This window comes from Streptomyces sp. NPDC002209, assembly GCF_042890265.1.
Lineage (GTDB): Bacteria > Actinomycetota > Actinomycetes > Streptomycetales > Streptomycetaceae > Streptomyces.
The window spans coordinates 73,461-100,302 of record NZ_JBIARX010000022.1 but is presented as its reverse complement, the minus strand read 5'-3'; the positions used below and the strand labels follow the sequence as shown (position 1 = coordinate 100,302).

The 26,842-nt window shown below is 67.9% G+C and carries 22 protein-coding genes, 1 tRNA gene and 1 pseudogene; 16 read left to right on the top strand and 8 right to left on the bottom strand.

What is annotated here, in order from left to right; genetic code table 11:
• Positions 1-421 precede the first annotated feature (421 nt).
• From ACFYXK_RS30045 to ACFYXK_RS30015, 7 genes are all read left to right on the top strand, one after another.
• Positions 422-494 (top strand) — tRNA-Ser (locus tag ACFYXK_RS30045).
• 485 nt (positions 495-979) lie between these two features.
• Positions 980-2,089 carry a hypothetical protein gene (locus tag ACFYXK_RS30040; RefSeq protein ID WP_389413979.1) on the top strand — a complete coding sequence of 370 codons (1,110 nt, stop codon included), beginning with the start codon at positions 980-982 and terminating at the stop codon, positions 2,087-2,089.
• Positions 2,090-2,173: 84 nt separating this feature from the next.
• Entirely contained in the window at positions 2,174-3,133 is a 960-nt protein-coding gene (locus ACFYXK_RS30035; RefSeq protein WP_389413978.1) for a hypothetical protein, read from the top strand.
• On the top strand, positions 3,130-4,170 hold the full coding sequence (locus tag ACFYXK_RS30030; RefSeq protein ID WP_389413977.1) for an ImmA/IrrE family metallo-endopeptidase: 1,041 nt from the start codon (positions 3,130-3,132) through the stop codon (positions 4,168-4,170). The genes ACFYXK_RS30035 and ACFYXK_RS30030 overlap by 4 nt, the downstream gene beginning before the upstream one ends.
• 148 nt (positions 4,171-4,318) lie before the next feature.
• Positions 4,319-5,341, top strand: coding sequence for a hypothetical protein (locus ACFYXK_RS30025; RefSeq protein WP_389413976.1), 1,023 nt, complete (start codon positions 4,319-4,321; stop codon positions 5,339-5,341).
• Positions 5,338-5,772, top strand: a complete 435-nt coding sequence (locus tag ACFYXK_RS30020) for a hypothetical protein (protein WP_389413975.1) — start codon at positions 5,338-5,340, stop codon at positions 5,770-5,772. Before ACFYXK_RS30025 ends, ACFYXK_RS30020 begins: the two co-directional genes overlap by 4 nt.
• Before the next feature lie 137 nt (positions 5,773-5,909).
• Positions 5,910-6,482, top strand: coding sequence for a hypothetical protein (locus tag ACFYXK_RS30015; RefSeq protein ID WP_389413974.1), 573 nt, complete (start codon positions 5,910-5,912; stop codon positions 6,480-6,482).
• 76 nt (positions 6,483-6,558) lie between these two features.
• Here ACFYXK_RS30015 and ACFYXK_RS30010 read toward each other — a convergent pair whose 3' ends face one another.
• The 3 genes from ACFYXK_RS30010 to ACFYXK_RS30000 form a co-directional block, all read right to left on the bottom strand.
• Complete coding sequence (locus tag ACFYXK_RS30010; protein WP_389413973.1) at positions 6,559-7,119, bottom strand: DUF6262 family protein; 561 nt, start codon at positions 7,117-7,119, stop codon at positions 6,559-6,561.
• On the bottom strand, positions 7,116-9,086 hold the full coding sequence (locus ACFYXK_RS30005; RefSeq protein WP_389413972.1) for a tyrosine-type recombinase/integrase: 1,971 nt from the start codon (positions 9,084-9,086) through the stop codon (positions 7,116-7,118). The genes ACFYXK_RS30010 and ACFYXK_RS30005 overlap by 4 nt, the downstream gene beginning before the upstream one ends.
• Before the next feature lie 527 nt (positions 9,087-9,613).
• Complete coding sequence (locus ACFYXK_RS30000; protein WP_389413971.1) at positions 9,614-10,669, bottom strand: tyrosine-type recombinase/integrase; 1,056 nt, start codon at positions 10,667-10,669, stop codon at positions 9,614-9,616.
• 210 nt (positions 10,670-10,879) lie between these two features.
• Between ACFYXK_RS30000 and ACFYXK_RS29995 the strand changes: the two are divergent.
• Positions 10,880-12,085, top strand: a pseudogene (locus ACFYXK_RS29995) (helicase associated domain-containing protein); the annotation flags it as partial.
• 27 nt (positions 12,086-12,112) lie between these two features.
• Here the strand turns inward: ACFYXK_RS29995 and ACFYXK_RS29990 are convergent.
• Positions 12,113-12,520 (bottom strand): HNH endonuclease signature motif containing protein, encoded by a 408-nt coding sequence (locus ACFYXK_RS29990; protein ID WP_389413970.1) that lies wholly within the window; start codon positions 12,518-12,520, stop codon positions 12,113-12,115.
• A 973-nt stretch (positions 12,521-13,493) separates the two neighbouring features.
• Between ACFYXK_RS29990 and ACFYXK_RS29985 the strand changes: the two genes are divergently transcribed.
• From ACFYXK_RS29985 to ACFYXK_RS29975, 3 genes are all read left to right on the top strand, one after another.
• Positions 13,494-14,684, top strand: a complete 1,191-nt coding sequence (locus ACFYXK_RS29985) for an ATP-binding protein (RefSeq protein ID WP_389413969.1) — start codon at positions 13,494-13,496, stop codon at positions 14,682-14,684.
• 544 nt (positions 14,685-15,228) lie between these two features.
• Entirely contained in the window at positions 15,229-15,696 is a 468-nt protein-coding gene (locus ACFYXK_RS29980) for a hypothetical protein (RefSeq protein WP_389413968.1), read from the top strand.
• A gap of 587 nt (positions 15,697-16,283) precedes the next feature.
• The gene (locus tag ACFYXK_RS29975) at positions 16,284-16,571 is read left to right on the top strand and encodes a hypothetical protein (protein ID WP_389413967.1); all 288 of its coding nucleotides are present in this window, start codon (positions 16,284-16,286) and stop codon (positions 16,569-16,571) included.
• Positions 16,572-17,360: 789 nt separating this feature from the next.
• On the opposite strand, the gene ACFYXK_RS29970 is transcribed toward ACFYXK_RS29975, so the two are convergent.
• Complete coding sequence (locus ACFYXK_RS29970) at positions 17,361-17,561, bottom strand: hypothetical protein (RefSeq protein ID WP_389413966.1); 201 nt, start codon at positions 17,559-17,561, stop codon at positions 17,361-17,363.
• A gap of 622 nt (positions 17,562-18,183) precedes the next feature.
• Here ACFYXK_RS29970 and ACFYXK_RS29965 point away from each other — a divergent pair.
• The 3 genes from ACFYXK_RS29965 to ACFYXK_RS29955 are packed head-to-tail and all read left to right on the top strand — an operon-like array spanning position 18,184 to position 21,992.
• The gene (locus tag ACFYXK_RS29965; RefSeq protein WP_389413965.1) at positions 18,184-21,408 is read left to right on the top strand and encodes a hypothetical protein; all 3,225 of its coding nucleotides are present in this window, start codon (positions 18,184-18,186) and stop codon (positions 21,406-21,408) included.
• Positions 21,409-21,457: 49 nt separating this feature from the next.
• Complete coding sequence (locus tag ACFYXK_RS29960; RefSeq protein WP_389413964.1) at positions 21,458-21,667, top strand: hypothetical protein; 210 nt, start codon at positions 21,458-21,460, stop codon at positions 21,665-21,667.
• A gap of 58 nt (positions 21,668-21,725) precedes the next feature.
• Positions 21,726-21,992, top strand: coding sequence for a hypothetical protein (locus ACFYXK_RS29955; RefSeq protein WP_389413963.1), 267 nt, complete (start codon positions 21,726-21,728; stop codon positions 21,990-21,992).
• 350 nt (positions 21,993-22,342) lie between these two features.
• Here the strand turns inward: ACFYXK_RS29955 and ACFYXK_RS29950 are convergent, their stop codons facing one another.
• Entirely contained in the window at positions 22,343-22,867 is a 525-nt protein-coding gene (locus tag ACFYXK_RS29950) for a hypothetical protein (RefSeq protein ID WP_389413962.1), read from the bottom strand.
• Between the two features lie 101 nt (positions 22,868-22,968).
• On the opposite strand from ACFYXK_RS29950, the gene ACFYXK_RS29945 reads away from it, so the two are divergent.
• Complete coding sequence (locus tag ACFYXK_RS29945) at positions 22,969-23,526, top strand: helicase associated domain-containing protein (protein WP_389413961.1); 558 nt, start codon at positions 22,969-22,971, stop codon at positions 23,524-23,526.
• Between the two features lie 356 nt (positions 23,527-23,882).
• Positions 23,883-24,389 (top strand): hypothetical protein, encoded by a 507-nt coding sequence (locus ACFYXK_RS29940; RefSeq protein WP_389413960.1) that lies wholly within the window; start codon positions 23,883-23,885, stop codon positions 24,387-24,389.
• A 414-nt stretch (positions 24,390-24,803) separates the two neighbouring features.
• Here the strand turns inward: ACFYXK_RS29940 and ACFYXK_RS29935 are convergent, their stop codons facing one another.
• The gene (locus ACFYXK_RS29935) at positions 24,804-25,136 is read right to left on the bottom strand and encodes a hypothetical protein (RefSeq protein ID WP_389413959.1); all 333 of its coding nucleotides are present in this window, start codon (positions 25,134-25,136) and stop codon (positions 24,804-24,806) included.
• A gap of 243 nt (positions 25,137-25,379) precedes the next feature.
• Positions 25,380-26,681 (bottom strand): geranylgeranyl reductase family protein, encoded by a 1,302-nt coding sequence (locus ACFYXK_RS29930; RefSeq protein ID WP_389413958.1) that lies wholly within the window; start codon positions 26,679-26,681, stop codon positions 25,380-25,382.
• Between the last annotated feature and the right edge of the window lie 161 nt (positions 26,682-26,842).

Here is a 26,842-nt window from a genome sequence, read left to right as displayed (position 1 = left end):
CGAGCCAGGGCCGGCCCTTCGGGCCGGAGTCCTGCGCTTCGCTCCGGACATGGTTCGGGGGCCCGCTGCGCTCCACCCCGAACGGCCTGCTCCGCAGGCCAGAGTGACCCCGTTTCACGGGGTCTGGGCCTTCGGCCCGTTGGGCGGGTCCGCTCCGCTCCCCCACCCGGGTCCTTCCGGCTCCGCCTCCAGGACCAGCCCGCTACGCGGGCGCCAGCAGCAGTGTCAGTGGTTCCGACTAGGGTGCCGCTGGCGGGGTCGGCATCGAGGCGTCCAGCACTGGAAACCCAACGGCAGTAACCTCCCGGATCTGCACGGGGGCGGTCACGACCTAACCGGCGGCCGGGGAAAAAGGGCCAGGTACAGGCCTACCAGAACCGACCCCGCCACCCGGGGTCGGTAGGCTGTTCGCGCCGCGGCGGGGAAGGTAGCGCAGAGGTCGACGCACCCTCTAGCTAAGAGGAAAGACGCCGGTTCGAATCCGGCCCACCCCGCCGCGCGCACTCACCGAGTGCTTCATTCTATGAACCGGATCTAAACTGGAAACCCGTGCCCGCACCCCTCCGAGTGGGTAGGTGATGCGCAGCCGGCTCCTGTCCCCCTGGGCATGGCCGACCAAATCTGAGCCGAACACATCCCCCGGCAACGAACAAAAACACCCTGTACCTCGCCGCCGCAGGCGACCGCGAAACCCACTCCCACCTCGACAGATGACGCGGAACCAGACACTGCCCCGAACAAGAACGCCACCCCACAACCCGCCCACCAGGCAAAACCCACCATGAAAGCCCTGTCGCCAACCACTGCAACTCACACGTCGCCCATCACTTTCGGCGAAGGCGGTCAGGAACGGCGGGGGCCGCCAGCAGCAACGGGCGGGCTCACAACGGTACCTGGTGGGTCATGCAGCCTTGGCGGAGCCCGTCCGTCGTGGAGCGTGATGGTGGAGGCACCCCGGACCAGGTCGTGGACGTGAGCGGTGCGCAGCTGGGTGCAGGACGCAGCGATCGCCACCTCAGCGGCCATGCGGGTGTGCGGTCGCGGTGAAAGCTGGAATGGGCAAGTTCCTTTGCCAGAAGGGCTCCTTGGCGTACGGTTCGCCCATCGAGGGGAGGTACCGGCTATTTCAGCTTTCGACGAACTGCACGAACTCGGGTGCTTCGGCCCCGTGTGTCTATCTCTGACAGGGACGCTGGTGCGGCAGGAAGTGCAGCGCTTTCCCGTTCTGGCTCCGTCGGCCGGCTGGCAGCAGGCCGATGAGGAGGATCTGCTGAGTGAGTTCCTGGCGGATCGCCTCCAGGCGGTCACCGCCAATCTCCTGGCTCTGGCCACCGACGATGACAGTGTCGGACGATTGCTGCGGACATCGATCCGGCGCTGGTTGATCGACCAAGCCCGCAAGACTGCGCTCGGTTCGGTCAGGCGCTTGCTGGAAGACGTGCTGACGGACTGCAGTGCCTTCGAGGCAGTGCCGCCGGGCGAGGCGGGGGCCGGTAGGTGGCGCTTGTCCGGCACCACAGTGCAGCCCTGGTCCGGTCCCCCCGACCCGCTCGTCAAAGCCGCGTACGCCGTGCCGAATATCAAGATCCCGAAGTGGACCAGTGAAACGCGTCGTGCCCCTCTCGCTGACAGGAAGTCGCTGGAGGCCGTGATCCGTGCGGTTTTGTCCACCGCCGCCGGATCGATGGAGGTCGCTCAGCTCGTCGAGGTGTTCATCTCTCGTTTTCCCGTGACGCTGGATCCGAGGGTGCTCTCACTCCCCGACGATGCGGGATCGCAGATCACCGCCAGTACGCACGCCTCCCCAGAGGAGATCGTGCTTGCTCGCGACGACGAAGCCGGTGCGATGTCTGCTGCGGCACAGATCGTGGCCATGCTCAGCCCTCAGGAGCGGGGCATGGTCGCGTATCTGGAGCGTCCAGGGGAGCTCCAGGCGTTGTTGGGCTGCGGCCGGTCCCAGGCTTATCACCACAGAACACGTCTGCGGGAGAAACTGCAGCAGCTCGTCGGGAACGGAGACGGGGACCAGGTACGTTCGGTGGGGTCGGAGGTGATCCGGCTGTGCAGCGAAGCGGCGCAGACACGATGAGCGCGGCCGGGGCCGGACGTCCTGGCCGGTATGACGTCAGTCGATGGTGGAGGCCTGCTCAGTCGATGGATGCGGGAGGACACCATGAGTGACTCGGGAGTGCCACAGCGGTTCCTGGACCTGGCCAGGCAGATGCGTGGGCCGCATGCTCTGTCGGAGGCAGGGCTGAAGGAGCGCTTCGGTGATCCGGCTCAGGCAGAGATCAAGGCTGGTCAGGTGTGGCGGGCACGCTGGGACGAGGTCAGCGTGCTTGTGCTGGTCCTGGAGGTGCAGGCTCGGGAGGTGAACGCCGTCCCCATCACGATCGACCCGCCGGGTGAGGATGAGACCAGCGTGGTCGTGGACGCGGCACGTACCGCGTTCGGCGTCGAGGCCACCGTATGGGCAGGGCTGGTCTCCTGTGTCCCCATGCGCGTGCTGGAGCGCGTGGTCGATGCCTGGGACGAGGACATCGTGGGGTGTGCGGCGGCCCGGGCACAGGGCCGGCCGGCGCCAGCCGCGGCAGGGGTACGCCAGGGACAGATGATCCGTTCCGCCCTGGAGCCGGACGCCGAGACGCGAGCTGGCCTCGCCGATGACCTGGAGCATCTGCAACATGCGCCCGGTCTGCCAGTTCAGGAGAACGGGCGGCCTCCCGGGACGTTGGCGTCGCTGCTCGGCGACCGGTTGGACTTGAGAACGCTGTGCTCTGCCTTGGAGATGCCGCAGCCCGAGGTCATGAAACTGCTTCGCGGCAAGGCTCTGCTGCCTGCCGACCGGATCGACGCCATCGCCTCGGTGACCGGGCTGAGCGCAGAGCAGATCGCCCGGACGGTCCGTCCCCTGCCCGCCGATCTCGTCCAGGCCATAGAGCACCCGCGGTGGCGCTCGGTATGGGTACGCCGCGCCCGGCAGCTGGAGATCAGTGAAGCCCAGGCGCGTCTTTGGGGCAGTTACGGCGCCTTCGCCCTGGCAGCTCGCGAAACAGGCGGTGGCGCGGCCGACTGGGACGCCCGTCTGCAGCAGTTCCTCGGCGGCGAGGACAGTACAAAGGCCGGCGCATGACACGGCGCCGGTTCGACCAGGAGGCTCCGCGTCAGGCGGAGGCGATGATCTCGGCTCTTGAGCGGCTGCACCCCGGCACCGTGGAAGCGCTGCGCGCTGATCCGCTGGCCGAGCTCGGCCGCTGGACGGACGTCCAGGTGTCGTTGGAGGCCGCGTCGGACGGCGGTGGCCGGTGCTCGGTCGCCGGCAGCTACCGGTCGCAGACCGATCCCCCCACGCTGGTGGTCGGGGCGGCCCGCTCACATCGGCGCCGCGGATTCACCGGCCTGCACGAGCTGGGCCACCATCTCCAGCAGACCGACCCCGAGCTGGGGCAGCGCCTGTTCGACTGGGAGGACTCCGAAGCGTTCGAGGAAGCCGCATGTGACGCCTTCGCCGCGCGCATCCTCGTGCCGGATGCGCAGATTGCCGCGGACGTACGCCGCCGCGGGCCCTGCGCCGACGATGTGGTCGCGATGTTCCGCACCTCCCGGGCATCGCGCGAGGCGTGCTGTGTGCGTGCGGCGCAGTACCTGGCCGGCGGGGGCGTGGTCGTCCTGTTCGACGCCGCGGGCCGGGTGCTGTTCGCCGCGGCTCACGGCATGATTCCGCCGGCTCGGGACTCCGACCAGTCGGGCACCCCGCTCCTGGCCGCGGCCCTGGGGACCCGCGCCACAGTCGAGCGCGACAAGACATTCGTGCTCTACCGGTCCGGCCAGCAGAGCGATCTGCTTTACGGGCAGGCGGCCTGGTGTGACGAGGACTATCTGATCGCGGTGCTCGCCGAGGACAACGTGGCCTGGCGTGCCTTCACAGCGCCGCGACCACGGACCGGGAGCTCCCGGTTCGGTTCCTGGTGGGAGTGCGAGACGTGCGGGGAGCCGTTCAAGATCACCGAGCCGGGATGTGCGGAGTGCGGGGACCCTTCATGCGGGCAGGGGCACTGTGGCTGCACGGCCGCCAGGAGGCAGAGCGATCGTCCCTGCAAGGCGTGCTTCATGGTCCTGGCCCCGTCCCGGTTCGAGGGTGCGAACACGGTCTGCCGCGACTGTTCCTGACCTGATCTCAGCGAGGGTGAGGGCCGCCCGGACGATCTCGACGGTGTGACGTCAGAGGAGGGTGAGCCGCCGAGTGACGGCTCCGCCCGGGGAACGTCCCGGGCGATGTGCGGCGCTCAGCGCCCCTCACCTGAACGGACACATCTTCATGGGATACACCGAGGACATCCTCAACGACATCCGCGACCAGATCGACGCTCATCCTGAGCCGCTGACGCAGGCACGTACGCGGCTGGAGCTCGTCAGCTCGAGCGCGATCGGCTTCACGGGCGCCCTGCGGACCTACCGCAGTGGTTCGCTGCCCCAGCACACCTTCATCCACCCGGTCGGCGACGGTGACGGCGGAGTCGTCCTGGACCGGCGCGTGTATCCGCGGCTCGGACCGGACGGGGGCGGCGAGACGCCGACCGTGATCACCGGCGAGCTGTGCGCACTGCTCGGCCCCGCGGTGCGCGAGGTGTATCCGAAAGCCCGCTGCGGCACCTCCAAGCGCGGCCCGAAAATCACCTTCGGGGAGCCGGTCGACGGCCAGGACCCGACGGTGGACCTGGTCGTGGCGCTCACCCGGAAGGAGGGGGGCGGGCTGTGGATCCCGAACCTGGAGACCGACCGGTGGGAGGCGTCCGACCCGGAGGGGCACGTCGAGCTCTTCACCGGCGGGACGCAGTCCCAGCGCCGTACCCGCCGCAGGGTGGTGCGCCTGCTGAAGGCCTGGAACAAGCAGTACTCCCAGCCGGGCTTCTCCTCGCACAACCTGACGGTCTGGGCGTGGGAGTTCATCGAACCGGGGATGGGCGTGGCGAAGGCGCTGAGCACGGTGCTGTCCAAGGCTGCGGCCCGGGTGGAGGCCGGGACGGCGACCAAGGACCCGCTCGGGGTCTCGCCGAACGTGAAGCTGCTGGTGGGGCGTGAAGCTGCAGCCCGGCGGCTGCGCGGGGCGGCGGACGGCGTGGCCGAGGCTCTGGCGGTCGACGACGACCGCGAGGCGGTGCTGTCGGCGCTGTCGGGGGTGTTCTACCAGTACGTACAGAACCCGGTGTCCGACAGTTTCGCGGGCAAGATCGCGGCGCTGCGGCGGCGCACGCCCGTCACAACGGTGGCGCTGGGGCTGAGCGGGCCGGCGGCCGATGTACGGCCCACCCGGGCCTACGGCGCCGGACCTCACGCGTGAGACGCCGTCCTGCCTGGCATGCGCCGGCCTGGTTCGCCAGGCCGGCGGCCCGCATCGCCTTCCAGCGCCGCCTGGCCGCCTGCGGCCAGGCGGTCAGGGTCATCCCGCCTCCGCGCCGCTTCCGCGGTGGCTTCGCCCTGGCCGTCCAGCTGCGGGTCGCGGACGTCGTCGAGCAGACGGTCTCGATCGTTTTCGGCCCAGGAGCCCCCGACGTGCCGCACGTGTACACCGACGGGCCGTCCAAGTCGCCTCACCGGTACTCCGACGGTGCTCTGTGCATGTGGTACCCGTACGATGCGCCTGAGCAGCGCTGGATCCGCAAGGACGGGCCGGAGGCCTTGCTGGGGCATGTGGTGGCCCATCTACTGCGTGAACAATGGTGGCGCGGCACGGGCGAGTGGCCCGGCCAGGAAGCTCCCCACGGCACGTGAGCGGCGTGCCCGGTATCGGCTTGGAGGTCGTCATGACGCCCGTCCAGACGGCACTTGCGCCGCCGGCTCCCTCTGGATCGGCGACCGCAGCAGTGCCTTCCGCGACACCTGCGGCCCCTTCCCTGCCGGTCCCGGCGGTGTCGACGGCCACCGTGGTTCCGTCGGCTCCCCCCGCAGCCCCTGCCGCGGCTGATGCCACCTTGGTGTTGCCGGCCGTGGTGTCCGGGGCGTTTCTCGCCGCCATGCTCACGGCGGCCATCAACATATGGCTCGCACGGCGAAAGAGCCGGGAGGAGGAGATCAGCAGGCTCCGGACCGCCTTCGCCGAGGCCTTCGCCGCCCACAGCGCCTACAAGGAGATGCCCTACGCCATCAGGCGGCGCCGGTTCGACGCCGCGGCCGAAGAACGCGTGCGGCTCTCGGAGACGTTGCGGGAGATCCAGGGCAACCTCTCTTACCACCTTGCATGGACGAAGATCGAATCCGAAGCGGTGGGCGCTGCTTACGCGGAGCTCGTCCAGGAGCTGCGTAAGACGGCCGGAGCGGCCATGCGCGCAGCGTGGGAAGCGTCTCCCATCCAGAGCGACACGGCCATGAACATCCCGCCAGCACAGATCGACCTCAGCGCGCTGGAGACGCTGGAAACCGCCTACATCGCTGCCGTCCGGGAACACCTGCGCGCGCTCAAAAGACCTTGGTGGTCCCGGTAGAAGCGCCAGAGCGCTTGTCGCGCGCATTTGTCAGGTTAAGTGCGACTTGTTCGCTGACTGGCTCTAGCCCAAGGCATCAGCGTGCAGTGTTCTCGTTTCGGATCATGCGGCGCAGGCTGGTGCGGGCTGCCTCGAGGTCTTGGTCCATGGATGCGACGCGGGCGTTGAGGGCAGTGTTCTCGTCGGTAGCCTGCCGGAGCTGGTCGGCGAGCCGCTGGTTGTTGCGCGTAAGCTCGTCGACCCGTCCAGTCAGGACAGTAGTGCTCAGGGCATCGAGTTGCTGCCCGAGCTGGTGTCGGAGGGCCTGCCTCATCTGATCGCGCTCTTCGCGCAGGGCGCGGATCTCCTGTCTGGCCAGTTCCAGTTCCGTGCGCAACCTCGCATCGGGATTCCGGGCAGGTACAGGCTGCGAGACCCTTTGCCGCTGGCGTTGCTGTGCGGCTTCGATGTGTTCGCGGATGCCTTCGGTGTAGGTGAGCCAGGTGGAGACTCCGGCGGTCCGGGCGACTGCGGTGTGCGTGATCTTCCTTCCTTCTTGTTCCAGAGCGGCGAGGGCGGTGTGGACGCGCTGGCGTTTGTCGAGGCTGTCGCGGCGGCGGGCCTGGACCAGGGTGTGCGTGTTTCCGCGGGCGTTCATGCCTGGTCCTCCTGGGTGATCACGGTGAGCGGCAGGAGGGTGTGGGTGCCGGCGCGGACCTTGCGCAGGATGGTGCTGGCTTCCTCGATTTCTTGCCGTTCCGCGGTGGGCAGGGCGGCGAGTTGGCGGCGCATTCGGTCGGTGACTTGTTCGAAGGCGCTGATCTGGGCGGTGAGGGCGGTGATGACGAATTCGGCCGCGTCCATGGCGCGGGCCGTCTCGCGGTCGGCGCGGAGTTCGTTGATGTGCTGTTCGATCGCTGTGAGGTAGGAGGGGTCGGGGCGGTAGTAGCCGCAGCCTGCGCACTGGAAGCGGATGGGGCAGGAGCTTCCGCCGGCTTTGACGTTGCTGGGTTCGGTGCATCCGCCGTAGGGGACGGCGACCGAGCGGAGTTCGTAGGTGGACTCGGAGCAGGGGCTGGGACGGCCGTGGTTGTCGACGACGTGGGCGGAGAGTTTGGTGACGGCGTCACGTTTCCGTTTGAGGGAGACGGTGTAGTAGCGCTGGGTGGTGCTGACCGATTTGTGGTCCATTAGTTCGCGCAGGACGTCGAGGGGGGTTCCGGCGTCTGCGTGGCGCTGTGCGAAGGAGTGCCGGAAGGCGTAGGCGTAGATGAGGGTCCGGTCGAAGGGCAGTGGGTTGCCGTGGGTGTCGGTTCCTTCGTCGTGGAGGTGGGAGATGGAGTCGACCCAGTGGCGCAGGGTCTCGCCGAGGTAGCTGGTGTGGAGGTAGGGGCGGGTGGCGAGGCGGGTCAGTGCGGGGAAGAGGTAGGCCGCGCCGGAGGGCGGGAGGGTGGGCTGGAGCTGGTCGCGGCGGGTTTTCCAGGTACGGATGGCGTCTGCGGTGGGTGTGGTGATGGGCAGGCGCCTGCGGTGCCGACGGGCCTTGTGGTTGTTCCACACGAGGGAGGTCTGGTCGTGGCGGGTCTCGAGGCAGTCGAGGGGCAGGGAGAGGACTTCCAGGGGGCGGCGTCCTGTGTCCCTGAGCACGACGTACAGGGTGCGGTACATCAGCTGCAGGTCGGCGGGTGCGAGGGTGCGCTGGCCGCGGGCCCGTCCCTGTCCGAGGAGGTCGAGGTGGGCGTCGAGTTGGCGGATCACCGGTTCGGGGATTGCTTTGCCGATCTCGTCCTCGTTGGTCTCTTCCTGTGTGATGCGGTGAGTGGCAGGGTCGCGGACGAAGGCGGCTGAGAGGGCTTCGGTCGTCTCGGAGCGTCGGCCGTAGTCGATCAGTGCGAAGAAGTGGCTCGCGATGGACATCCGGTAGTTCCAGCCGGCGGGCTCGCCGTCCAGTTTGAGCGCGGTTCGGAAGGCCTCGACCACGGCGGTGACGTCGTCGTAGCGCAGCCGTGCGGGGTCTTCGGTGCCTTGGCGTGGTGCGAGGGCTCGCGAGGCAAGCTCGACCCCGCGCAGGGTGCGGGCGAACTCGTCCGAGCTGGGACGCTGCTGGATCGTCCAAGTCCGCAGGAGATCGCGCAGCCAGGGCTGTTGGATCGTGCGCAGGTCGACGGTCTTGGGTGTCTTGATGCCACCAGCTGTCCGGGCGCGTTGGCCCAACGCGCGCAGGTCCAGGAAGTCCGCCTTGGCTGGCGCGGTTCCGGTGTACTCGGCGTGAGCGGCCCGGACCGCGATGCGGACGCGAGTGAGGAGCCTGAGCACGGCAACGGTGGATCGAGGGCACATCTGCTCGTCGGTCACCTGGCTGAGGAGGGTCGTGGTCCCGGCCAGGTCGCGGACCAGGCGGCGGACCTGAGGAGGCTCGAAGATCCGCAGCCATGGGTCCGTCTGCTGCAGGCCGTAGAGCATCTCCAGGCGAATCTGGTCGGGCAGGGGCAGAAGGCTGAACTGGTGCGGGGCGAGGTAGGGGGCTTGGTGGGCAGCCCAGTCGGCGAGCGTGGCGGCCGGGGCAGTGCGGCGGTACTCACGGAAATGCCGGGCGTGGAGCCGACAAGGGCCCCGGGTGTGCACAGCAGGCAGGGGACATGCAGGCACTGGGCACGGCTCAACGTCGGTGAACGGAACGGCGAGCAAGCCCCAGTCCCGGGCATCCGCTCTCTTCTTATGCGCCTTCCATTGCGCGTAGTGCAGGGCGCACAATTCTTTGCAGTGAGAGGGACGCACGCACTGCTGTCCGTCCCGGGTGACGGAGCAGGGCTCCTTGCACTGGCCGAAGTAGGCCCGGGTGCGCACAGGCCCAGGGGTCCGCGAGAACTCCTCGGCGGACAGTGGTGACCTCTTCTGCTCCTCTCTACACAAGGGGCAGAAGATCCCTGCCGGTGAGACGACCGTGTCGCACACCGTCGTGCGGCACAGCGACACCGAGGTTCGGGGCTCTTGGACGCTGCCGGTGAACAGCCAGCAGTCCGGCCGCCACTCGGTGGTCCGCCAGTCAGGGTCGAGACGGGCCCGCAGCCACGGCGCCCAGCCGGCGTCGTCGGAGTCTGGTGATTGGTCGGCTCGTGGTGCGGGCACCAGCACGGTCACGGACGGGATGCTCACGGGTACCCCTTCAGAGATTCGATGTGCTCGACGGCGGCACGTGCCTCGGCGTCGTCGACGTGGCGGTAGTGCTCCATCGACAGCGGTGAGGCGTGGCCCAGCAGCCGCTGCACCACGTCCCGGTCGACGCCGTCGCGCAGCCAGCGGGTCGCCGCCGAGTGCCGCAGCATGTGAGGGCGGCACGCGTGTCCGGCGGTGCGGGCCAGGCGGTCGAACATCTCCTTGGTGTTCGGGTAGGACATGGCGCCGCCCAGCGGCGGGCGGAAGAGATTGACGAACACCATCTCCGATTCGGCTGCCTGGACCACCCGGTCTCGCTCGTACTGGTAGTCGGTGTAGAGCGCGACCAGATCGGCGGTGACCGGCACGCTGCGGGAGAAGCGGGACTTCGCCAGGGCGCGGTTGGGGTTGTCAGTGCGGCGGCGGACATGTACGTGCGGGCCCTCGATCCCGCAACCCACTGTTCGGGACGAGGCAAGCAGATGCATGTCGGCACGGCGCAGTCCGAGTGCCTCACCGATCCGCAGACCGGTACAGGCGAGCAGCGTGATCAGGAAACGGTCTCGTGCTCTCGGGGCGATGGCGATCATGCGGCGGATCTGCTCGTCGCTGAGGTCCTCATATCCCGGTTCGGCGATCCGGAACCGGAACGCAGCCGCCTGGACCTCGCGGCGCCGACCCGATTCGCCGGTGTCATAGCCGGGCGGGTTGAAGCGCAGCAGCTTCGGTTCCGACAGCAGTCCGGTCGTGGAGGCCGGCACCCAGCCATGCGCGTGCCCGAACCGGAGGAACTCCGCCACCGCAGTCATTACCGCGTTCGCCGTGACTCGCGAGCGGTACCGGGCCGGGCCGGTCCTGAGCCCGCCGCTGCGGGAGGGCAGGGGCGCCTCGATGAGCCACTGCTGCAGTGCGGCCAGTCCCAGGAAGCCGGGTGTCGTCCACTCCAGGCGGCGTATCAGGCAGAAGTTCAGGTAGAGAGCGATCCGTCCCGCGTAGGCACGTTCGGTGTTCGGTGAGCAGTCCCGGCCGCGCAGGGACGCGAGGTAAGCCACGGCCTCCGTGTGCAGCCTGTAGGACCGGGAGTCGACCACGACCCACCGGACGGTTCCTGTTGCCGGAGAGACGGCCCGTTCTCCCGCGTAGATGCCCTCCACGTAACGAACGTAACCACCACTCCCCCGCCCTCACCCGGGGATCGTCACGCAACCATTCCTGCAGGTGACAAGCAGAACAAACGTCCCTCGCACTCCGGCCACCCCTAGATAAAGGGCCTGCGCTCCCACGACGAGCGCCTCGTCGAGCAGCTGGCCTCCCGCGCCCTCACCAGCGGCCAGCGCAAGGTCCACCTGCGCCGCGACGAGGACGGGCAGATCGTCGGAGCCGGCGGCGAAGGCGACCAGGAGCAGGACGACACCGACGCCGCCGCGGAGTCGGCCCTGCTCCACTTCTCCTCTCCCCGGGACGCGGCCACGATCGCAGCATTCCTGCGCACCTGGGTCCACCGGCCCGAGTCCCTGGTTTGGCTGGAGGGATACCAGGCCCTCATCCGCTGGCGGACGGAGAACGAGATCACCGGCGTCTACGCCGTGCCGTACGACACCGAGACCGAAGTCGGCGTCACGAAGGACTTCCCGCTCGGCCGGTGGGTGCACCAGCAGCGCAAGGCCCTGCGCGCCGGCGAACTCGAGGAACGGCGCAAAACCCTGCTGGACGCGCCGGAGGCCGGGATGGTGTGGGAGCCCGGCGAGGAGGCATGGGAGGCCAAACTCGCCGTGCTGCGGTCGTACCGGCGGGCCACCGGGCACCTCGCGCCCCGGCAGGACGCCATGTGGGGCGAGGACGACGAGATGGTGCCCGTCGGACAGCACGTGGCCAACCTCCGCCGCAAAGGCGCCAAGAACGGCCTGGGCAAGGACCCGGACCGGGCCGCGGAACGCGCGGCGCAGCTGACCGCGATCGACCAGGACTGGGACTGCCCGTGGCCGCTGGACTGGCAGCGGCACTACCGCGTCCTGGCGGACCTGGTCGACGCCGACGGTAGCCTGCCCCACATCGCGCCGGGCGTCGTCTTCGACGGCGACGACATCGGCAAGTGGCTCCAACAGCAAAAGCAGCCGGCCACCTGGACACGGCTCCTACCCGAGCAACAGGCACGGCTGACCAAGCTGGTCGTACAGCCCAACCAGGCGCCCCCTCCCGCCCGTGCGGCCAGCCGCGGGGCGAAGGGGCCGAGCAAGGCTCAGCAGGCGTTCCAGCGGGGCCTGGAGGCCCTTGCGCAGTGGGTGGAGCGGGAAGGCGCGGACCGGGCGGTGCCCCGCGCGCACGGCGAGGAGATCGCGGTCGAGGGCGAGGAGGAACCGGTGACTGTGAAGCTGGGCGTGTGGGTGTCCAACACCAAAACCCGACGCGACAAACTCACCCAGGAACAGCTGGACGCACTACGAGAACTGGGCGTCAGCTGGGCGTAGAGCAGCATGTCGTAGCCCCACCCGTCGTCAGGGCCGCGCCTGAGGCTTCACCAGCTCTACCCACCTCGTGTGTCGGTCTTCGGCGATGCGACACAAGATGTCTGCCAACCTCGCTCGGTTACGGCCCCGGGTCTTGAGCGCATGACAGTTCGGACACAGAGCAATCATCCGTGAAGGGTGATCACGTCCACCGGAAGCCAATTCCTCTACATGGTCAACTTCCAGAATGGGGTGTCCGGCGTCAGTGAGTTCCTCAGGCTGACCAGCGCAGTCTGGATTCTCGCATCGGCCTCCACTACGCAGCAGCACTGCTCCTCTCGCGGCTGCGATGCGTACCGGCCGTCCGCCGGCCGTCGGACCACGCTTACCGCGGGTGCTGTCCTCCCGCTGCTCAGCTTGCCTCACGAGGGTCCTATATCGGATCGCGGCCTGCATTCTCCCAGCCTCTTCCGCTGCTGCCCTGAGCTCCGAAGCGTTGCCGGGGCGTGCAGCGTTCTCGCACCTGAGGTGGCGGACACGTCCCTGCGGCAAACCGCTCTTACCGCATACCGGGCACGTCCCATTCGTGGGTCGCGTGCCTTCCGCAGGAATCACCGAGTCCGTTGTTCGTCGAGGTCGAGGCGTGAGGTTAGCTCCCGCACCAGTGCGTGCCTGGAGGCGTTGCTGGGCTTGCGCCAGCTGTCCTTCGCGCTGGCTTCGTCGGCTCCTGGCCAGGGCCAGACGCCGTTCCGCCCCTTCGCTGGTCTGGTTCTTCTTCCCGGCACTTGCCTTCCCAGCACGCTGCAACGCTTTGGCTGCCCGGCGCTCTTCGGTCTCCGCCTCACTCAATCTCGATCGCGCCCGTTCCACCTGTCGCTTGAGGTGAGGTATCGGCATCGGTGTCCGCTCTACCGGCTCCGACAACAGCCACAAGCTGTCATCCCTCATGTCCGCCCCCACTCCTCACGGCCACGCCACCCCTGGTGAACCCGTGTCCACGGGAGCAGCATAGGGATGAGCTAATCGCTCGGCGTATCCGTCTCCAACACCAAGACCCGCCGCGACAAACTCACCCCCGACCAGCTCGCCGCCCTCGCGAAGCTGGGCATCGAATGGGCACAGTAGTGAGTCGAACTCCTGCCGGAAAATACGTGGGAAAGGCACCTCAGAGCCAGCCGAGAACGCCTCTCTCGCGCCTCCGACGGGAGCTTAGCGCTGCGCCCGCCCCAGTAGCAGCCCTCGAGAACGGTGGCCACGGCGAAGCCGTCTACGCATCCATATGGGACCTCGCCATATAGGGGCTGACCTGCGCATTTACCTCCAGATACCTAGGATGGTCCTGTACCGGCGACGGCTTGGAAGCAGCTGCGGCCGCTTCGGTGACGCCCGCTCACAAACATGCTCAGGACGGCCCAAGGAAGGATGCTTCATGACGGAGACCGGCAACCCCAGTCAGCCCTCGAACGTGCACGAGTACACCGCCAGCCTCATCCAGGTACTCAAGAGCCACGAAGCGATACGCAAGCGTCCCGGCATGTACATCGGCTCGACCAGCGAGCGCGGCCTGCATCAACTGATCTACGAGGTCGTCTCGTACGCCGTCGACGAGCACCTTGCCGGCCACGCCGACACCATCGACGTCACGATCACCGCGGAGGGCGGCATTCGTGTCTCGGACAACGGGCGGGGCCTGCCCGTCGAGATGGAGGAACCCACCGGCAAGTCGGGGGTCGAACGCGAACTGACAGAGCTCTCCTTCGGCTCCAGGCCCCACACCGGCTACGCGATCTCCGGTGGCATCAATGGCCTGGGCCTTTGCGTGGTCAACGCGCTGTCGAGCCACCTGACGGTCGAGGTCCGCCGGGACGGCCACCGGTGGACCCAGGCATACGAGAAGGGCACCCCGGTCACCCCGCTGACGAGGAAGGAAGAGACGGATACGCACGGCACCGCGATCGCGTTCTGGCCCGACGCCGACATCTTCGAGACCACCCGCTACTCGTTCGCCACGCTGTCGGAACGCCTCCAGGAACTGGCCTTCCTCAACGAGGGCCTGGCCATCTCACTCACTGACGAGCGACCGGAGCGACCGGTCCGCTACCACCACACGGACGGCCTGCGGGCCTACGTCGCCCACCTCAACCCCTACCCCCCGAGGCTCGTTCATTCACCCGCCATCGCCTTCGAGTCGGAGAATCAGGATGCGACAATCTCCGTGCAGGTCGCTATGCAGTGGAACACCTGGTCCACGGGAAACCTCCAATCCTTCGCGAACAGCACCCGCACCCATGAGGGCGGCACACACGAACACGGCCTCCAAACCGCGCTCACTGCGATCGTCAACGACCACGCGCGCCGACAGCACCTGCTCTCCCCGGACGACGAGGACATCACAGCCGAAGCCGTCCACGAGGGCCTGACTGCAGTCGTCTCCGTAAAACTCGCCCATCCCGTGTTCGAGGGCGCCACCAGGACCAGGCTCGGCAACCCCGAAGCAGACGCCTACGTTCAGGAGGTCGTCCGCGAACACCTCACCGACTGGCTCGACCGCAACCCGAACGAAGCCGCGTCCATCATCCGCCACATCCTCAACGCCTCTACCGGACACGGAAGGCGGTGACGAAGGCCTTCCGCCTTGGTCTGCAACGGATCCCGCCGGATCGCACGATACAACGTCGTGAACGACGGAGCGATACCCGCAGGCGACTGCCGGGCAGCGCGCTCGGCCAGCTCACGCTGTACCGCAGCGACGTTCCCACCCCACAGCACCAGCAACACGCGTACCTCGTCCGTCACGACGAGCTGGTCCCCCAGCGTCAGCCGAGCACCCGGCACCACCCCGGGACCGGGCGCAGCGAGCCAGCGCCACACCATCCGGCCCATCTCCGCCAGCAGCACCCGGTCCTAGTCGGGACCCACCCGGGCCAGGACGGCAAGCGGTGAACGGCGGCCCGCCCGGGTTGTGGCACCGCCCGCTCGAAGCCTCGAGGAATGGACTGAGGCTGCCCGCTCATACCTTGACGATGATGGTCACGGCTGACACGTACACGCTCCATCTTTAAGGCTTTTCAGCCAATACGGCCTACAGTCGGCGTAAGTAGATGCATGCCCCGTGCGACGAAGGGGCGTATTTGCGGGTCGGTTCTTGAAGCATCTTTGCGGCTGTGGCATTTTTTGCGCAAGGCTGCATGAGCTATAAAACCTATAGAGGTGCCATGTCCGGAGTTAAGAGGCAGGGTAATCTGGGGAGATCGAAGAAGGAGATTTTTTGGCGTGTGTTTATTTGGGTGATTGGCGGAGTGGTTGTTGGCTTGATTCCGATCTGGATTGAGATCGGCAAGGAGGGTGATCACCCATCCAAGAGCGCCGTTTTACAAAAAGGGGACCTCTTTATTGCGTCAGCAATTCTGTGCGCCGCCGCCGCTGCGGACCGCATTGGAAGAGGATTGGAGAAGTATGACTTCCTGGGGTTCGGGGCTGTTTCCGCAGCCGGCGCCGTCTTCCTAGGGAATACCATTTATTACATCATCCTTAGTGACCTGTCCGTTGATTTCCGCGTTGCGATGTCCGGCTGGCTTTTCCTTGCTGCTATCCTTAGCGGTGTGGCTTGTGTGGTAACGGGGGTGGAGTGATGGCCTCTTCCGAAGAGCTCTGGCCGGCGCTCATTGGTGTGGCTGGCGGCGTGGCGGGGGCGGCTGTTTCCTTGATCTCCCTAGTTGGCAGAAGGAGTGAGAAACCTGCCGTGAGGATCCGGATTGAGGATTCAGGGGGGCGGCGTGTTCGCATCAGCGAGGAATCGGAAATGTCTGCGTCTGAGCTTCGAGACGAGATCTTGAGAGAACTGACCGATAAGCCGTCTGAGGCTCAAGATGGCCGCGATTCGGGGCCCTCGAATTGACTATGCTTGGGTTGGGCGCTGCCCTTACCTCGATTAGTGTTCCGGGGCTCGAAGGCGTGACCCTTAGTGGGAACCCCCAGCCCGCTGACCAGCCAATCCTCACCTGATGACCAGCTGATCCTCACTACCTGTCCAACCTCAACACCCTGCTAGCGCCACTCCACACCCCATAGAACAACCACTGTTGAAGCGACACACAGCGCCCCAAGACTGGACACCCAACCGAGAATCAGCCCGGACAAACAAGCGAGAACTCCCACCCAGCGCCGCAACTATCGCCAGCTCAACCAGGAGCAGCAGCGCCGCCTGGCCGGGCTCGGCGTGAAGCCGGCACGGGCCGTACGGGCCCGTACGGCGGCCGCGAAGGCGAGCGCGGCCTCCACGTCCGGGCGGAGCACGGAAGGCTTCCACAAAGGCGTGACGGCCCTCGCGCAGTACCTCGCACTGGAAGGCGGCGCCCTCCCCGGCCGCTCCCACGTCGAACACCTCCCCGACGGTCCGCATCGCACTGGCGTGTGGATCGCCAACCAGAAGCAGCGCCGCGACCGACTCGACGCCGCACAGCTCGCCGTCCTCGCCGCCCTCGGAGTGGAATGGGCCGGCTCCTGACCCCATGTCCGCCCCGGCCCTCGAGGTCGGCCGCCGGCCGCGGACGACCCGCCGGAGGGCCCGGAAATCCATGCCGGGCACCTTCGTACGCATGGACCTCCGCCTGGATGGGTGGACACGATGTCCACCCTCATGGACGACTCTCGCTACAGTTGGAACCGATGTGGAGTACGCCTCAACCCCGGCGGACCGCTCCCCGTGCACGCGGGGATGGCCCGTTGAGCACCACCAGCAGCTGATCGGTGGGTCGTCATCCCCGCGTGTACGGGGAGCGGTCCGTGAAGCCGAGCCGGTGGCTACGAGGGGGCGGTGCGTACGCCGCGCGGGAGACGGCTTTCGCCTGGAAGCAGGTGGGCCGTCGCCACAACAAAGAGCGGCCTCTGCCCGGCCTGGGAAAAAAGACAGGGCAGAGACCGCTGGGTGACACGCGCACCATCACCCGAACAGTGCTGGAACACTGCCGGGACCGCGCCTCCTGGTCCTGGCAGGCCTGTTGCGCCTCCGCCCGGCCGACCGAGGCTCCGCCGAGGAAACTGCACGTCAGAACACCTTCGCGGCCCCAGACATAAGGGCAGCTGCTGCCCTCGCCCTCTCAGCCTTTCTTCCTACTAAAAGGGTGAACTTTCCCGCGCCTCCAGCCGCTCTGACCTGCGTCTTTACGAATACGTTACTGTGGAATCTCGGGCTGCCCCAACGATGTCTCGTCGGTGGGGCGTTCACCGGCTCTGGAGGTCAAACCCCAGCTCCCGGCACCCCTCGGCGAACTCGGGGCCTCGACCCAGCTGACGCTCACCCGATGCCGCCAACACACCCATTCACAACAACGGCGCCCACACCCCCGGGGGCGCCCGGTACGGCGGGAGCCGCGGCAAACGTGGCGACCGCGGCTGGCCACAGGACTGCGGCGTGGGAGGCGGGAGCGGTGGTGAGCTGGGGCAGGGCGGCGAGGGTGAGCGCGGGCAGCCCGTGCCACAGCAGGTTCTTGATCACATGAGTGGGTGTAGCGCGAGTCGCGTGATCTCCGACAGGGCGTGAGCCGTCAACTCACCCGGGCGGGCGTCCGGATTCACCGCGGAAACGACCAGCTGCGGCCGGGCGCCGCGCGGTCTGCGCTGGCGGCTCCGGCGCTGTGGCCTCCCCAACCCGCGCCTCACAGAGGTCGGGGCGAGTAGATGGTTGCGTCCCAGCCCGTTTCGGGGGCCAGGACGCCATCCGGTCGGAGGTGAGGGCTGTCAGGCCAGCTGGTCAAGGAGCCAGGTGGCGACGGCCCGGACCAGGCCTGAGACGAGACCGCCCGTCACAGTGCCGGCCAGGGCCAGGCGCTCGCGACGGGTCAGGGGCATGCGGGACATGAGACCTCCACAGGTCACGCGGTAGCGGATGGACAGCCGGCCGGCTCTCTGTCCAGGTTCGACCCCGCACGTAGATCGACTCCCAGTTGCGACGAGACCTCAATCGCGTCCGGAATAAACGCAGTTCATGGCCGATGTAGGCAGAGGTACGCGAAGATGGTGCGATGGGTAGCGACACTAAGGGCGGCTCAGTCAAGCGGCCGCGGCCGCTGGAGCGGGCTCGGGTGGGATGGCCGCGCCCGCTGCGGGATCTCAAAGACTTGCTCTACCAGCTGTATCTGGCAGCCGGGGCGCCGAGCCTGAATGAGATCGCCGGGGACATCAGGGACGATGAGACCCTGCCGGGAGCTCCTGGTCGTGACACGGTCCGGCGGTGTATCAGCGAACCGTTCTTGCCTCCTAGCCAGGCTGATCTAGTCTCCGTTGCCGTGGTACTGGCGCGGCGCGCCGCATGGGATGAGCAGGATATTTCTGCCCGTCTGCGCGAGCGATGGATAGCCGCCCGCATGGCCGAGGGCGCTGGTAGGCCGGTGCGTGACTTCGAAGTCGACCGAATCGTCTTGGCCGACTTGGAAGTCCACCCCTCTCTCGACCGCGCTGGCAGCTCCGACCGGCTCGGTGCCCTGCCCACTTACGTCCCACGGGACTTCGATTCCCTTCTCAACGCGGAGATAAGTGCCGCGGCGGATGGGCAGAGCCGGGTCGTGGTCCTGGTCGGTGGCTCATCGACAGGCAAAACCCGCGCCTTGTGGGAAGCGGCCCGCAAGCTACCGGACACCTGGCGCCTATGGCACCCGCTCTCCCCCACCCGCCCCGACGCCGTCCTGAACGGGCTGGCCGACATCGCACCCCGGACCGTCGTGTGGCTCAACGAGGCTCAGCACTACCTGGGGCCCGAACCTCTCGGGGAACAGGTTGCCGCTGGTCTTCGCAGTCTGCTGCACGATCCTGACCGTGGCCCCGTACTCGTACTGGCCACGCTCTGGCCCGAACACTGGGACCGGCTGACCTCACGCACCAGCTCGGATCGGCACGCCCGGGAACTGCTCAGCGGCCACAAGATCAACGTTCCGAATTCCTTCACTCACACGGAGCTTGCGTGCCTGTTCACGTCGGCGAGTATCGACCCCCGGCTCGCGGAGGCCGCCCAGCGCTCGTCAGATGGTCAGGTAACCCAGTATCTGGCTGGAGTACCTGTCCTGATGGACCGCTACGAAGGTGCCCAGGGGGCTAACCGCGCACTAATCCACGCCGCGATGGATGCCCGCCGCCTTGGCGCTGGCCCGCACCTCCCACTGGCGTGGCTCGCCGATGCCGCCCTCGGCTACCTCACCGACACCGAGTGGAACTCGACCAGTGACGACTGGCTGCCACAAGCGCTCGACTACGTCACCCGGGAATGCAATGGCATTCCCGGAATCCTCACCCCGGTGAAAGCCGTTGCCCCCCGCAATCAGCGCCCGACTGGCGACGGCACCAGTCGAGGACGATCAGTCCGGCACACGCCCGGGCCCCAATACCAGCTCGCCGACTACCTCGACCAGTTCGGCCGCCGGCACCGAGCTGATCAGGTACCGCCGATCGACTTCTGGACGGCAGCCGCTGGCCACGCCCCTGGCACGGATCTGTTCACCCTCGGCGCTGCAGCACAGGCACGCGGCCTCTACCGTGACGCCGCCCAACTCTTCAAACGCGCGACCCTCCACGGCCACTACTTAGCCGCTCCCGCGCTCGTTGATTTGCTGCACGCCCAGTGGCCCACCGACCGCCATCCCGCTCAATGGGCAATTGCACAGGCTCCTCTCGACGACTGGGAGAGTGTGCGCGTGCTGTTGAACAGCCTGGTAGCAGCCGGGGCTCGGGATGAGGCAATTGCCCTGGCAACTCGAACGGCGACCCAGGTGGTGGACTCCCCCGTCGACCATCCCCGTGGCATGAATCGGCTTCTGCAGATCCTGCGTGAAGCTGGGGCGAGCGCAGAGGTCTCTTTCCTGGCAGACCGCGCCGCCACCTCTGCAGCACTCGACGACCCCGACACGGTGGCATATCTCCTGCACTGCCTGCACGAGGAAGAAACTGAGGAGCAGGCCACAGTGCTGGCAACCCGCGCCGCCACCCACACGCCCCTTAACGAGCCCCAAAAGGTGGCCCGGCTGTTGAACAGCCTGCACGAAGCAGAAGCCAAGGAGCAGGCGGCCTCCCTGGCAATCCGCGCCGCCACCCACACCCCCCTCGACAACCCCGAGGCGGTCGCATGTCTGATAGACAGCCTGCATAAAACGGGAGCCAAGGAGCAGGCGGCCTCCCTCGCAACCCGCGCCGCCACCCACACCCCCCTCGACAACCCCGATGCACTGGCCTGGCTTCTACAATTCCTGGATGCTTCTGGAGCCAAGGAGCAGGCGAGCGACCTGGCAGCCCGCGCCGCCACCCGCAGCCCTTTCGACGACCTCGATGCGCTGGCCGCTCTGGCGCACATCCTGTGGGCAACAGGTCACAAGGAGCAGCTCTCTGCCCTGGCCACCCGAGCTGCCAGCCAGTGCCCCATCGACGATCCCGTTGAGGTAACCAGGCTACTGGCCTTGCAACGGGCGGCTGGGGACCTTGCACAGGCCCAACACCTAGCCACCCAGGCCGCCACCCACACCCCGGTTGACAACCCGTACGAGGTGGCCCGGCTGCTGGAAGCCCTTTGTAGGACAGGAGCCAAAGAGCCGGTTTCCGATCTAGCAACCCGCGCCGCCACCGAAACCTCCCTCGCCAGTCCGCTCGAGGTGGCTTGGCTGCTGAACAGCCTGCACAAGGTGGAAGCTCATGCGCAGATCAATACGCTGGCAACTCGCGCCGCCGCCCATGCCCCACTCGTGTCCGGGACGTTCCACCTGGTGAGCAGCCTGCGAGAAGCAGGTGCTGGGAAACAGGCCGCGGCCTTGGCCATCCGCGCTGCCGCCCATCTTCCCTTCGACTGTCCGCGCGAGATGGCGCGCCTGCTGAGCATCCTGCATAGCGCGGAAGCTGGTGAAGGGATCAGTGCCCTGGCAACCCGCGCCGCTGCCCATGTCCCTCTTGACGACCCGGGAGGCGTGGCCAAACTTCTGGACGTGATGCTGGCGGCAGGGGCCAGGGAACAAGTCACCACCCTGGCGACGCGAGCCGCTTCCCACACGCCACTGCACGACCTGCCAGCGACAGCCACGTTGCTTGAAGGCCTGCGCATGGCCGGCGCGAAGGAGCAGATCATCACCTTGGCGACCCGCGCCGCCGCCCATGCCCCACTCAACAATCCCACCGCGACTACCTGCCTGCTGGACAGCCTGAGGGATGCAGGAACCGAGCAGCAATCCACAACCTTGATCGCACGGCTTCCTCCCGCAGGTGACTTCTCTCGATTCCTATCAGTCGGTGACCATCACGAGCGATTCCGCTGGGGTCGTGAGCCTGACGGAAACCCCGCGCCTGCCTGGACGTGGGCGGACCTGGAATGAACTACACAGGCGAGAGCAGGCCGGCTCGCCGGGCGAGCCGGTCGCCAGCATGGACGACCACCCGGGCGGCCCGTTCGGTAGGCGGGGCGGTCCCGACGCGCTGCGGTACTTCTACCGCGGCCAAGGCGTCCTGATCGGCGCAGCGCTCACCGTCGCGAACATCGCCGGGACGGTGACCTACGAGAAGTGGCGCGCCGCTGAGCCGGCACCCCAAGCCACGGAGACGCCGCCCCCCAGCGAGAGCACTCTCCAGCACTGACAGCCAGGGCCCCCTGCGGCGGGCGTACGCGGGCGGCGGATACACCGCGCGGCTGTGCGTGACCCTGCCCAACGCGCTCGCGGTGCCGCTGCTGCGCGGCGTGTACTGGATCAACCTCCCCCACGCCCAGGCCCTCGAAGCATGGGGCGACCGATGGGGAACGGACGCGGCGAGCAGGCGGGCCGCGCCCGACGAGGCCCTCGCCGAACGCGCCCGCGCCGCCGCGCAGATCGTCACCACCGGGCTGGAACTGCGTGCCGCCCTCCACCGCACCATCAACCAGCGCCCGAACGCACCCACCGTGTCCGCGAAACTGGGCACATGATCGAACGCCGCCCCCTGGGCACCGGCCCCCGCCCCGCCACTCCCTCAGCACAGCCCACGGCCGACCGCCAGGCCCGTCTGGCCGCCGAGCCGACCGGAACGCCCGCAGAAGCGCCCGCGGCAGTGCCCCGCTCACCCGGCCGCCGCCAACTCGGCACCGGCCCGGACACGCGCTGACCGCCCGTCACCGCCGAGGCCGGCTGTCTGCATGGGGCGGCCCAGCAGTACCGCCCCCGGAAACCGGGCGCCGGGCCTCCAGGACGAGCCGGCGGCGGGCGCAGTACTGGCCGGCCACCGTGCCGGACCCAGGCAACTACATGGCCGACGAGGTCAGGCGCACCTCAACACTCATCAAAGGGGAACCTCGGAGTGGAGATCGACCGATTTACAGTCATTCCGGTTATCTACGAAACTCCCGATCCAAAGAGTACGCCCCGGATCTGGCACTCCAACCTCAGCGCAAGACTGGAGCTTGTCGAGCACAGGGTCATTGGAGACGACCTTCCCATTCGCGTGCTTCTTCCACACGAGGAAGTTTTGCGAGCCAGGGACTGGCCAGAAAATCTCCCTGGGGTCGCTTGAGCCGACGGTGAAGCTCACCCAGTCGTCGTTACCGTTTTTGTACGACAACCTCCCGGCAGAGTCGATGAACCAGATGGTCGCGTCCGCCTTATTTGGAACGAAAACGGCGTGTGACTTCGTCGGCGAGCCGACGTGGGGGACAGCCTTGAGCCAATGCTGGGACACGTCCGGACCACTGGAGCGGAGGGTGAATACCTCCGTGGTGTCGTTGTCCGCCGCGTGGCCAGCACCCGACGTCCCCAGGCAGGCCCCCACGAGGATGGCAGCGGCAAGCGCACGCTTCATGGTGATCATGCCCTGCTAACGATCTGCTCTACCTATCGTTCCGCTGTCGCCGACCAGCAGTCCCACCCGTGCTCACACACCGTCAGCGAGCGCGACCCGTACCCAGCGAAATGACCGTCGCCCCAGACCCCGACCGCGCCGAGCGGCGGGCCGCCGCCCTCGCCGCGATCGATGAGGACTGGAACCCCGGCGCGCTCGGCTGGACGGTCGACTGGCAACGCCAGTACGCGGGCCTGAAGGCCCTCCTGGACGGCGGTGCGCGCCTCACGGCCGTGGTCGCGGGGGTGACGTGGCACGGGGAGGACATCGGCCGGTGGCTCGCCACCCAACGACGGGACTTCCGCCGGCTCACCGAGGAACAGCAGCGCCGCCTCGCCGAGCTCGGCGTCAAGCCAGCACGGGCCGTACGCGCCCGTACGGCGACGGTGGGCGCGGCGTCCATGTCCAGGCGGGGCGCCGAGGCGTTCCACAAGGGCGTACAAGCCCTCACGCAGTACCTCGAGCGCGAAGGCGGCGGCCTGCCCAGGCGGGCGCACGTCGAGCAGTTCCCCGACGGGACCGAGCACCGTACCGGGGTGTGGATCGTCAACCAGAAGCAGCGCCGCGACCGGCTCGACGCCGATCAACTCGCTGCGCTCGCCGCACTCGGAGTCGACTGGGCGCAATAGCTACTCGAGCAGGAGCTCGCAACTGATCGGACAAGGAGCCCAGTGGCGTGACTGACAGCGGCAACCGGCAGGATAAGTGGGGTGATGGACTTCCTCACAGGGCACTCCACGCTCCTCCTCCCCATATTTACCGTGCTGGTCGGCTTCACAGGTGCCTGGTTGGGCGCGAGGGTCCAGGCGGGCGGAGCCCGTGAACAAGCCAAGGCTGCGAAGGAGGCTGCCGAGACCGCTGCAGCCGCCACCCTCGCAGCTGTGCGGGAGCAGGCCGACCGCACGGCAGAAGCCACCCGCCTCGCCTCCTTGCGCGACAGGCAGACAGCTGCGATAGCCGAGTTTTGCGGGCCACTCGGGAGTTCGTGCGAGCCGTAGACCGCCTGTACGTCGATGCTGACCGGGGACCAGCCGAGGCGGCGTACAACAATCTGGCACACGCCTTTGCCGGGGTGGATCTCGTGGCGCAGTCCGGTCTGGAAATGCAGGCCAGCCGCGTCGTGTCGACGGCTGAGAGTCTGGCGAACCTGGCGCAAGACCGCGCCGAAGCCGCGCGAGCCAAGGCCGTATTGGACTCCGTCTCCCAGTTCGACCCGGCATACGCAGCTGTCCGCCGGGCCCGGCTCGCCCTTGCCGAGCTACGCCGGTCTTACGTAGAAGACGACGAGGACCTCAACCGTGCCAACCACCCAATCGCGTCCACCGCACTCGGGCAGATCCCGGGTCTCTCTCAGGAACAGGTGAACCGGCTGCTTCTCGACACCCAGTTCCCAGAACTCGCGCCTGAACGTGCCCGGTGCCGTGAGGCTCACGGGGAAGCGTTCTACGAGTTGATCGCCCAGGCCCGCACTGTGCTAGGCATCCGCTCGTAACCGTCAGCAACAGCTTCCCCGACCAGGGTTCACCCGGCCGGGGAAGCAGGTTCGACAGTGGAACACCGCCGCATTCCAAGGTCAGGCGCGTGCCGCTGCGGCGCCGGTAGGCCTTCGGACCAGCTCCGCGCACCGGATCCCGCCGCCCGGGTGCCCCTCCATCACCGGGCCGACCGCGTCTCCGTGCTCGGCGCACCAGGAGACGGGGACGGCTCCCCACAGTCGTGCCGCTCGCACACGCACCCCTCCCCCGGGCCGGCGTAAGCAACTTCGTGCCGGACCACTCCGCCCGCCGACCCTTCCGCGGCGGCGCCCCGCAGGCCGGCCGGCCACGCCAGCGTCACCCGCAGGCCGCCCGACCCCGAGCGGAACCGTTCGATCACCCGGACCTCCCCCAGCACCGCCACCGAACCGCTACCAGGCACGGTCAGCCGGCGCAGCGATGCCCCGGACTCCCCGGCCGTCAGCTCGGCCAGCGCGTCGGCGTCCGCGTCGGTGGACCAGCCACAACGAGTCCTCGCTGGCCGCGTCGTCGGCCAGGTCCAGCCACGGGTCATCGAGGCGGAACCGGTGCGTGGCGCCCCCTGCCCCGGCCAGCACCAGCGAGGCGATCGTCGGCCCGGTGGGTACTTCGATCTTGTCGTGGGCGAGGAGCCAGGCGACGACCGCGCGGCGGTCGAACTGCGGGTGCATGTCCGTACCAGCCACCGGGTCGGGGAAGTCGGGGTGCCGGCGGCGCCAGTTCACGACCGCGGCCCGGAGCCCACCCTGGCGATCCGCGCCACCTCCGCCAAGAACACCCGGTCACCGCCGGGGGCAACTGGGCGGAGGGCGGCGAGCGGGGAGCGGCTGTCGGCCGCGGTGGTGCGCACGTCACAGTGTGCCTGGCAGACACCCGCGGCTCGCAGGCCGAGATCGTGCAGACATCGGCCACGCGCCCGGCCCGAGCCCGGATGGCACCACGACGGTCGCCAGGGCCATCGTCCCGTTCTACCTGGAGCTGGGCGAGGCGCGAGGCGCGGCTAAGGGCGCTGTTCGTGAGAGCGCGGTGATGACGCGGTCGAGGGCATCTTTGCTGTGCGGGTCCGGGAGGTTGCCCAAGAGCTTGACCAGCGCGGGTTGGAGGGCGGATCGGCTCATGATGTGCGTGGTGAAGAGCTTCATGATGCGGGGGTGGCTGAGGGCCTGGATCATGAGGCGTCCCACCGTGAAGTATCTGCCGTAGGCCTGACGCAGGGCATCGGGATAGCTGAGCAGGACCTGCTCGCGTAGGGCGGCGGTGCGCTGGGAGCGGGCGTTGGTGATGGTTTCCGCGGTGAGGCGGCCGGATTCCATGGCGTAGTCGATGCCTTCGCCGCTGAGCGGGTTGATCACGCCGGCGGCGTCTCCGATCAGCAGCATGCCGCGGGTGTACTGGGGATGCCGGTTGAGGCCGGCAGGCAGTGGGGCCCCGCGGACAGGGCTTGTGGCGTGGGCGTCATCGAAGTGCCAGGCTGCCGGCAGACGTGCGATCAGGTCGTCGAAGAGCATCCGGTGATCGTTTTTGGATGTGCGGTTGATGTGGAAGGTGCCAGCGCCCACGTTGAAGGACCCATCGCCGACGGGAAAAACCCATCCGTAGCCGTACGGCTGGTAGGTGCGGCCGCGCTGGTCGCGGGCCTGAAGCCCCACCCACAGTTCGAGGTGGTCCTGGTTGCGGTAGGGGGCTTGGTAGTAGCGGCGCACGGCTACGCCCATGGGGCGGTCTTTGCGCTGCTGGAGACCGAGGGCGACGGCGAGGCGGCTGGAGGCACCGTCGGCCGCCACGACCAAGGGTGCCCGGTAGGTGTGAGTGACGCCGGCACGTTGCGCAACGACACCGGCGACGCGGCCCGTGCGGGCCTCCATGAGGGGGGCGGTGACCTTGGTGCCCTGCAGCAGGCGTGCTCCGGCCGCGGTGGCGGTGCGAGCCAGGAGATAGTCGAAGTCGTGGCGGGTTCGCACGAGCCCGAAGTCGGGAAAGGGTGCCACGCTGAGCCAGGGCTGCTCGAACATGTAGCCGGGACCGTGGACACGCAGCCCTCGGGTGCGCACCCAGCCATCGCAGTCGACGTCGACACCCAGGGCGAGAAGTTCTTTGACGGCACGCGGAGTCAGGCCGTCGCCACAGATTTTATCCCTGGGGAAGACAGCCTTCTCCAGCAGCAGAACATCGTGGCCGGCCTGGGCCAGGTGGAAGGCGGTGGTACAGCCGGCAGGACCTGCGCCGACCACGATCACATCGGCGCTGTCCTGGTCGCGGTGAGGGGACATCGGCTGTCTCTCTGTGGGGTCGCCCCGACGGGCAGTGGGGCTCTCGCGTATCAACCCTCAAGCGGCCGGATCCGTCACGCCTGACCGCCGGGCCTGACCAGCGGGGACCCTTGCACTGTGTGCGGGGCGGCCGTGTTCCTCGCCGCTGTCGGCCCAGGCTG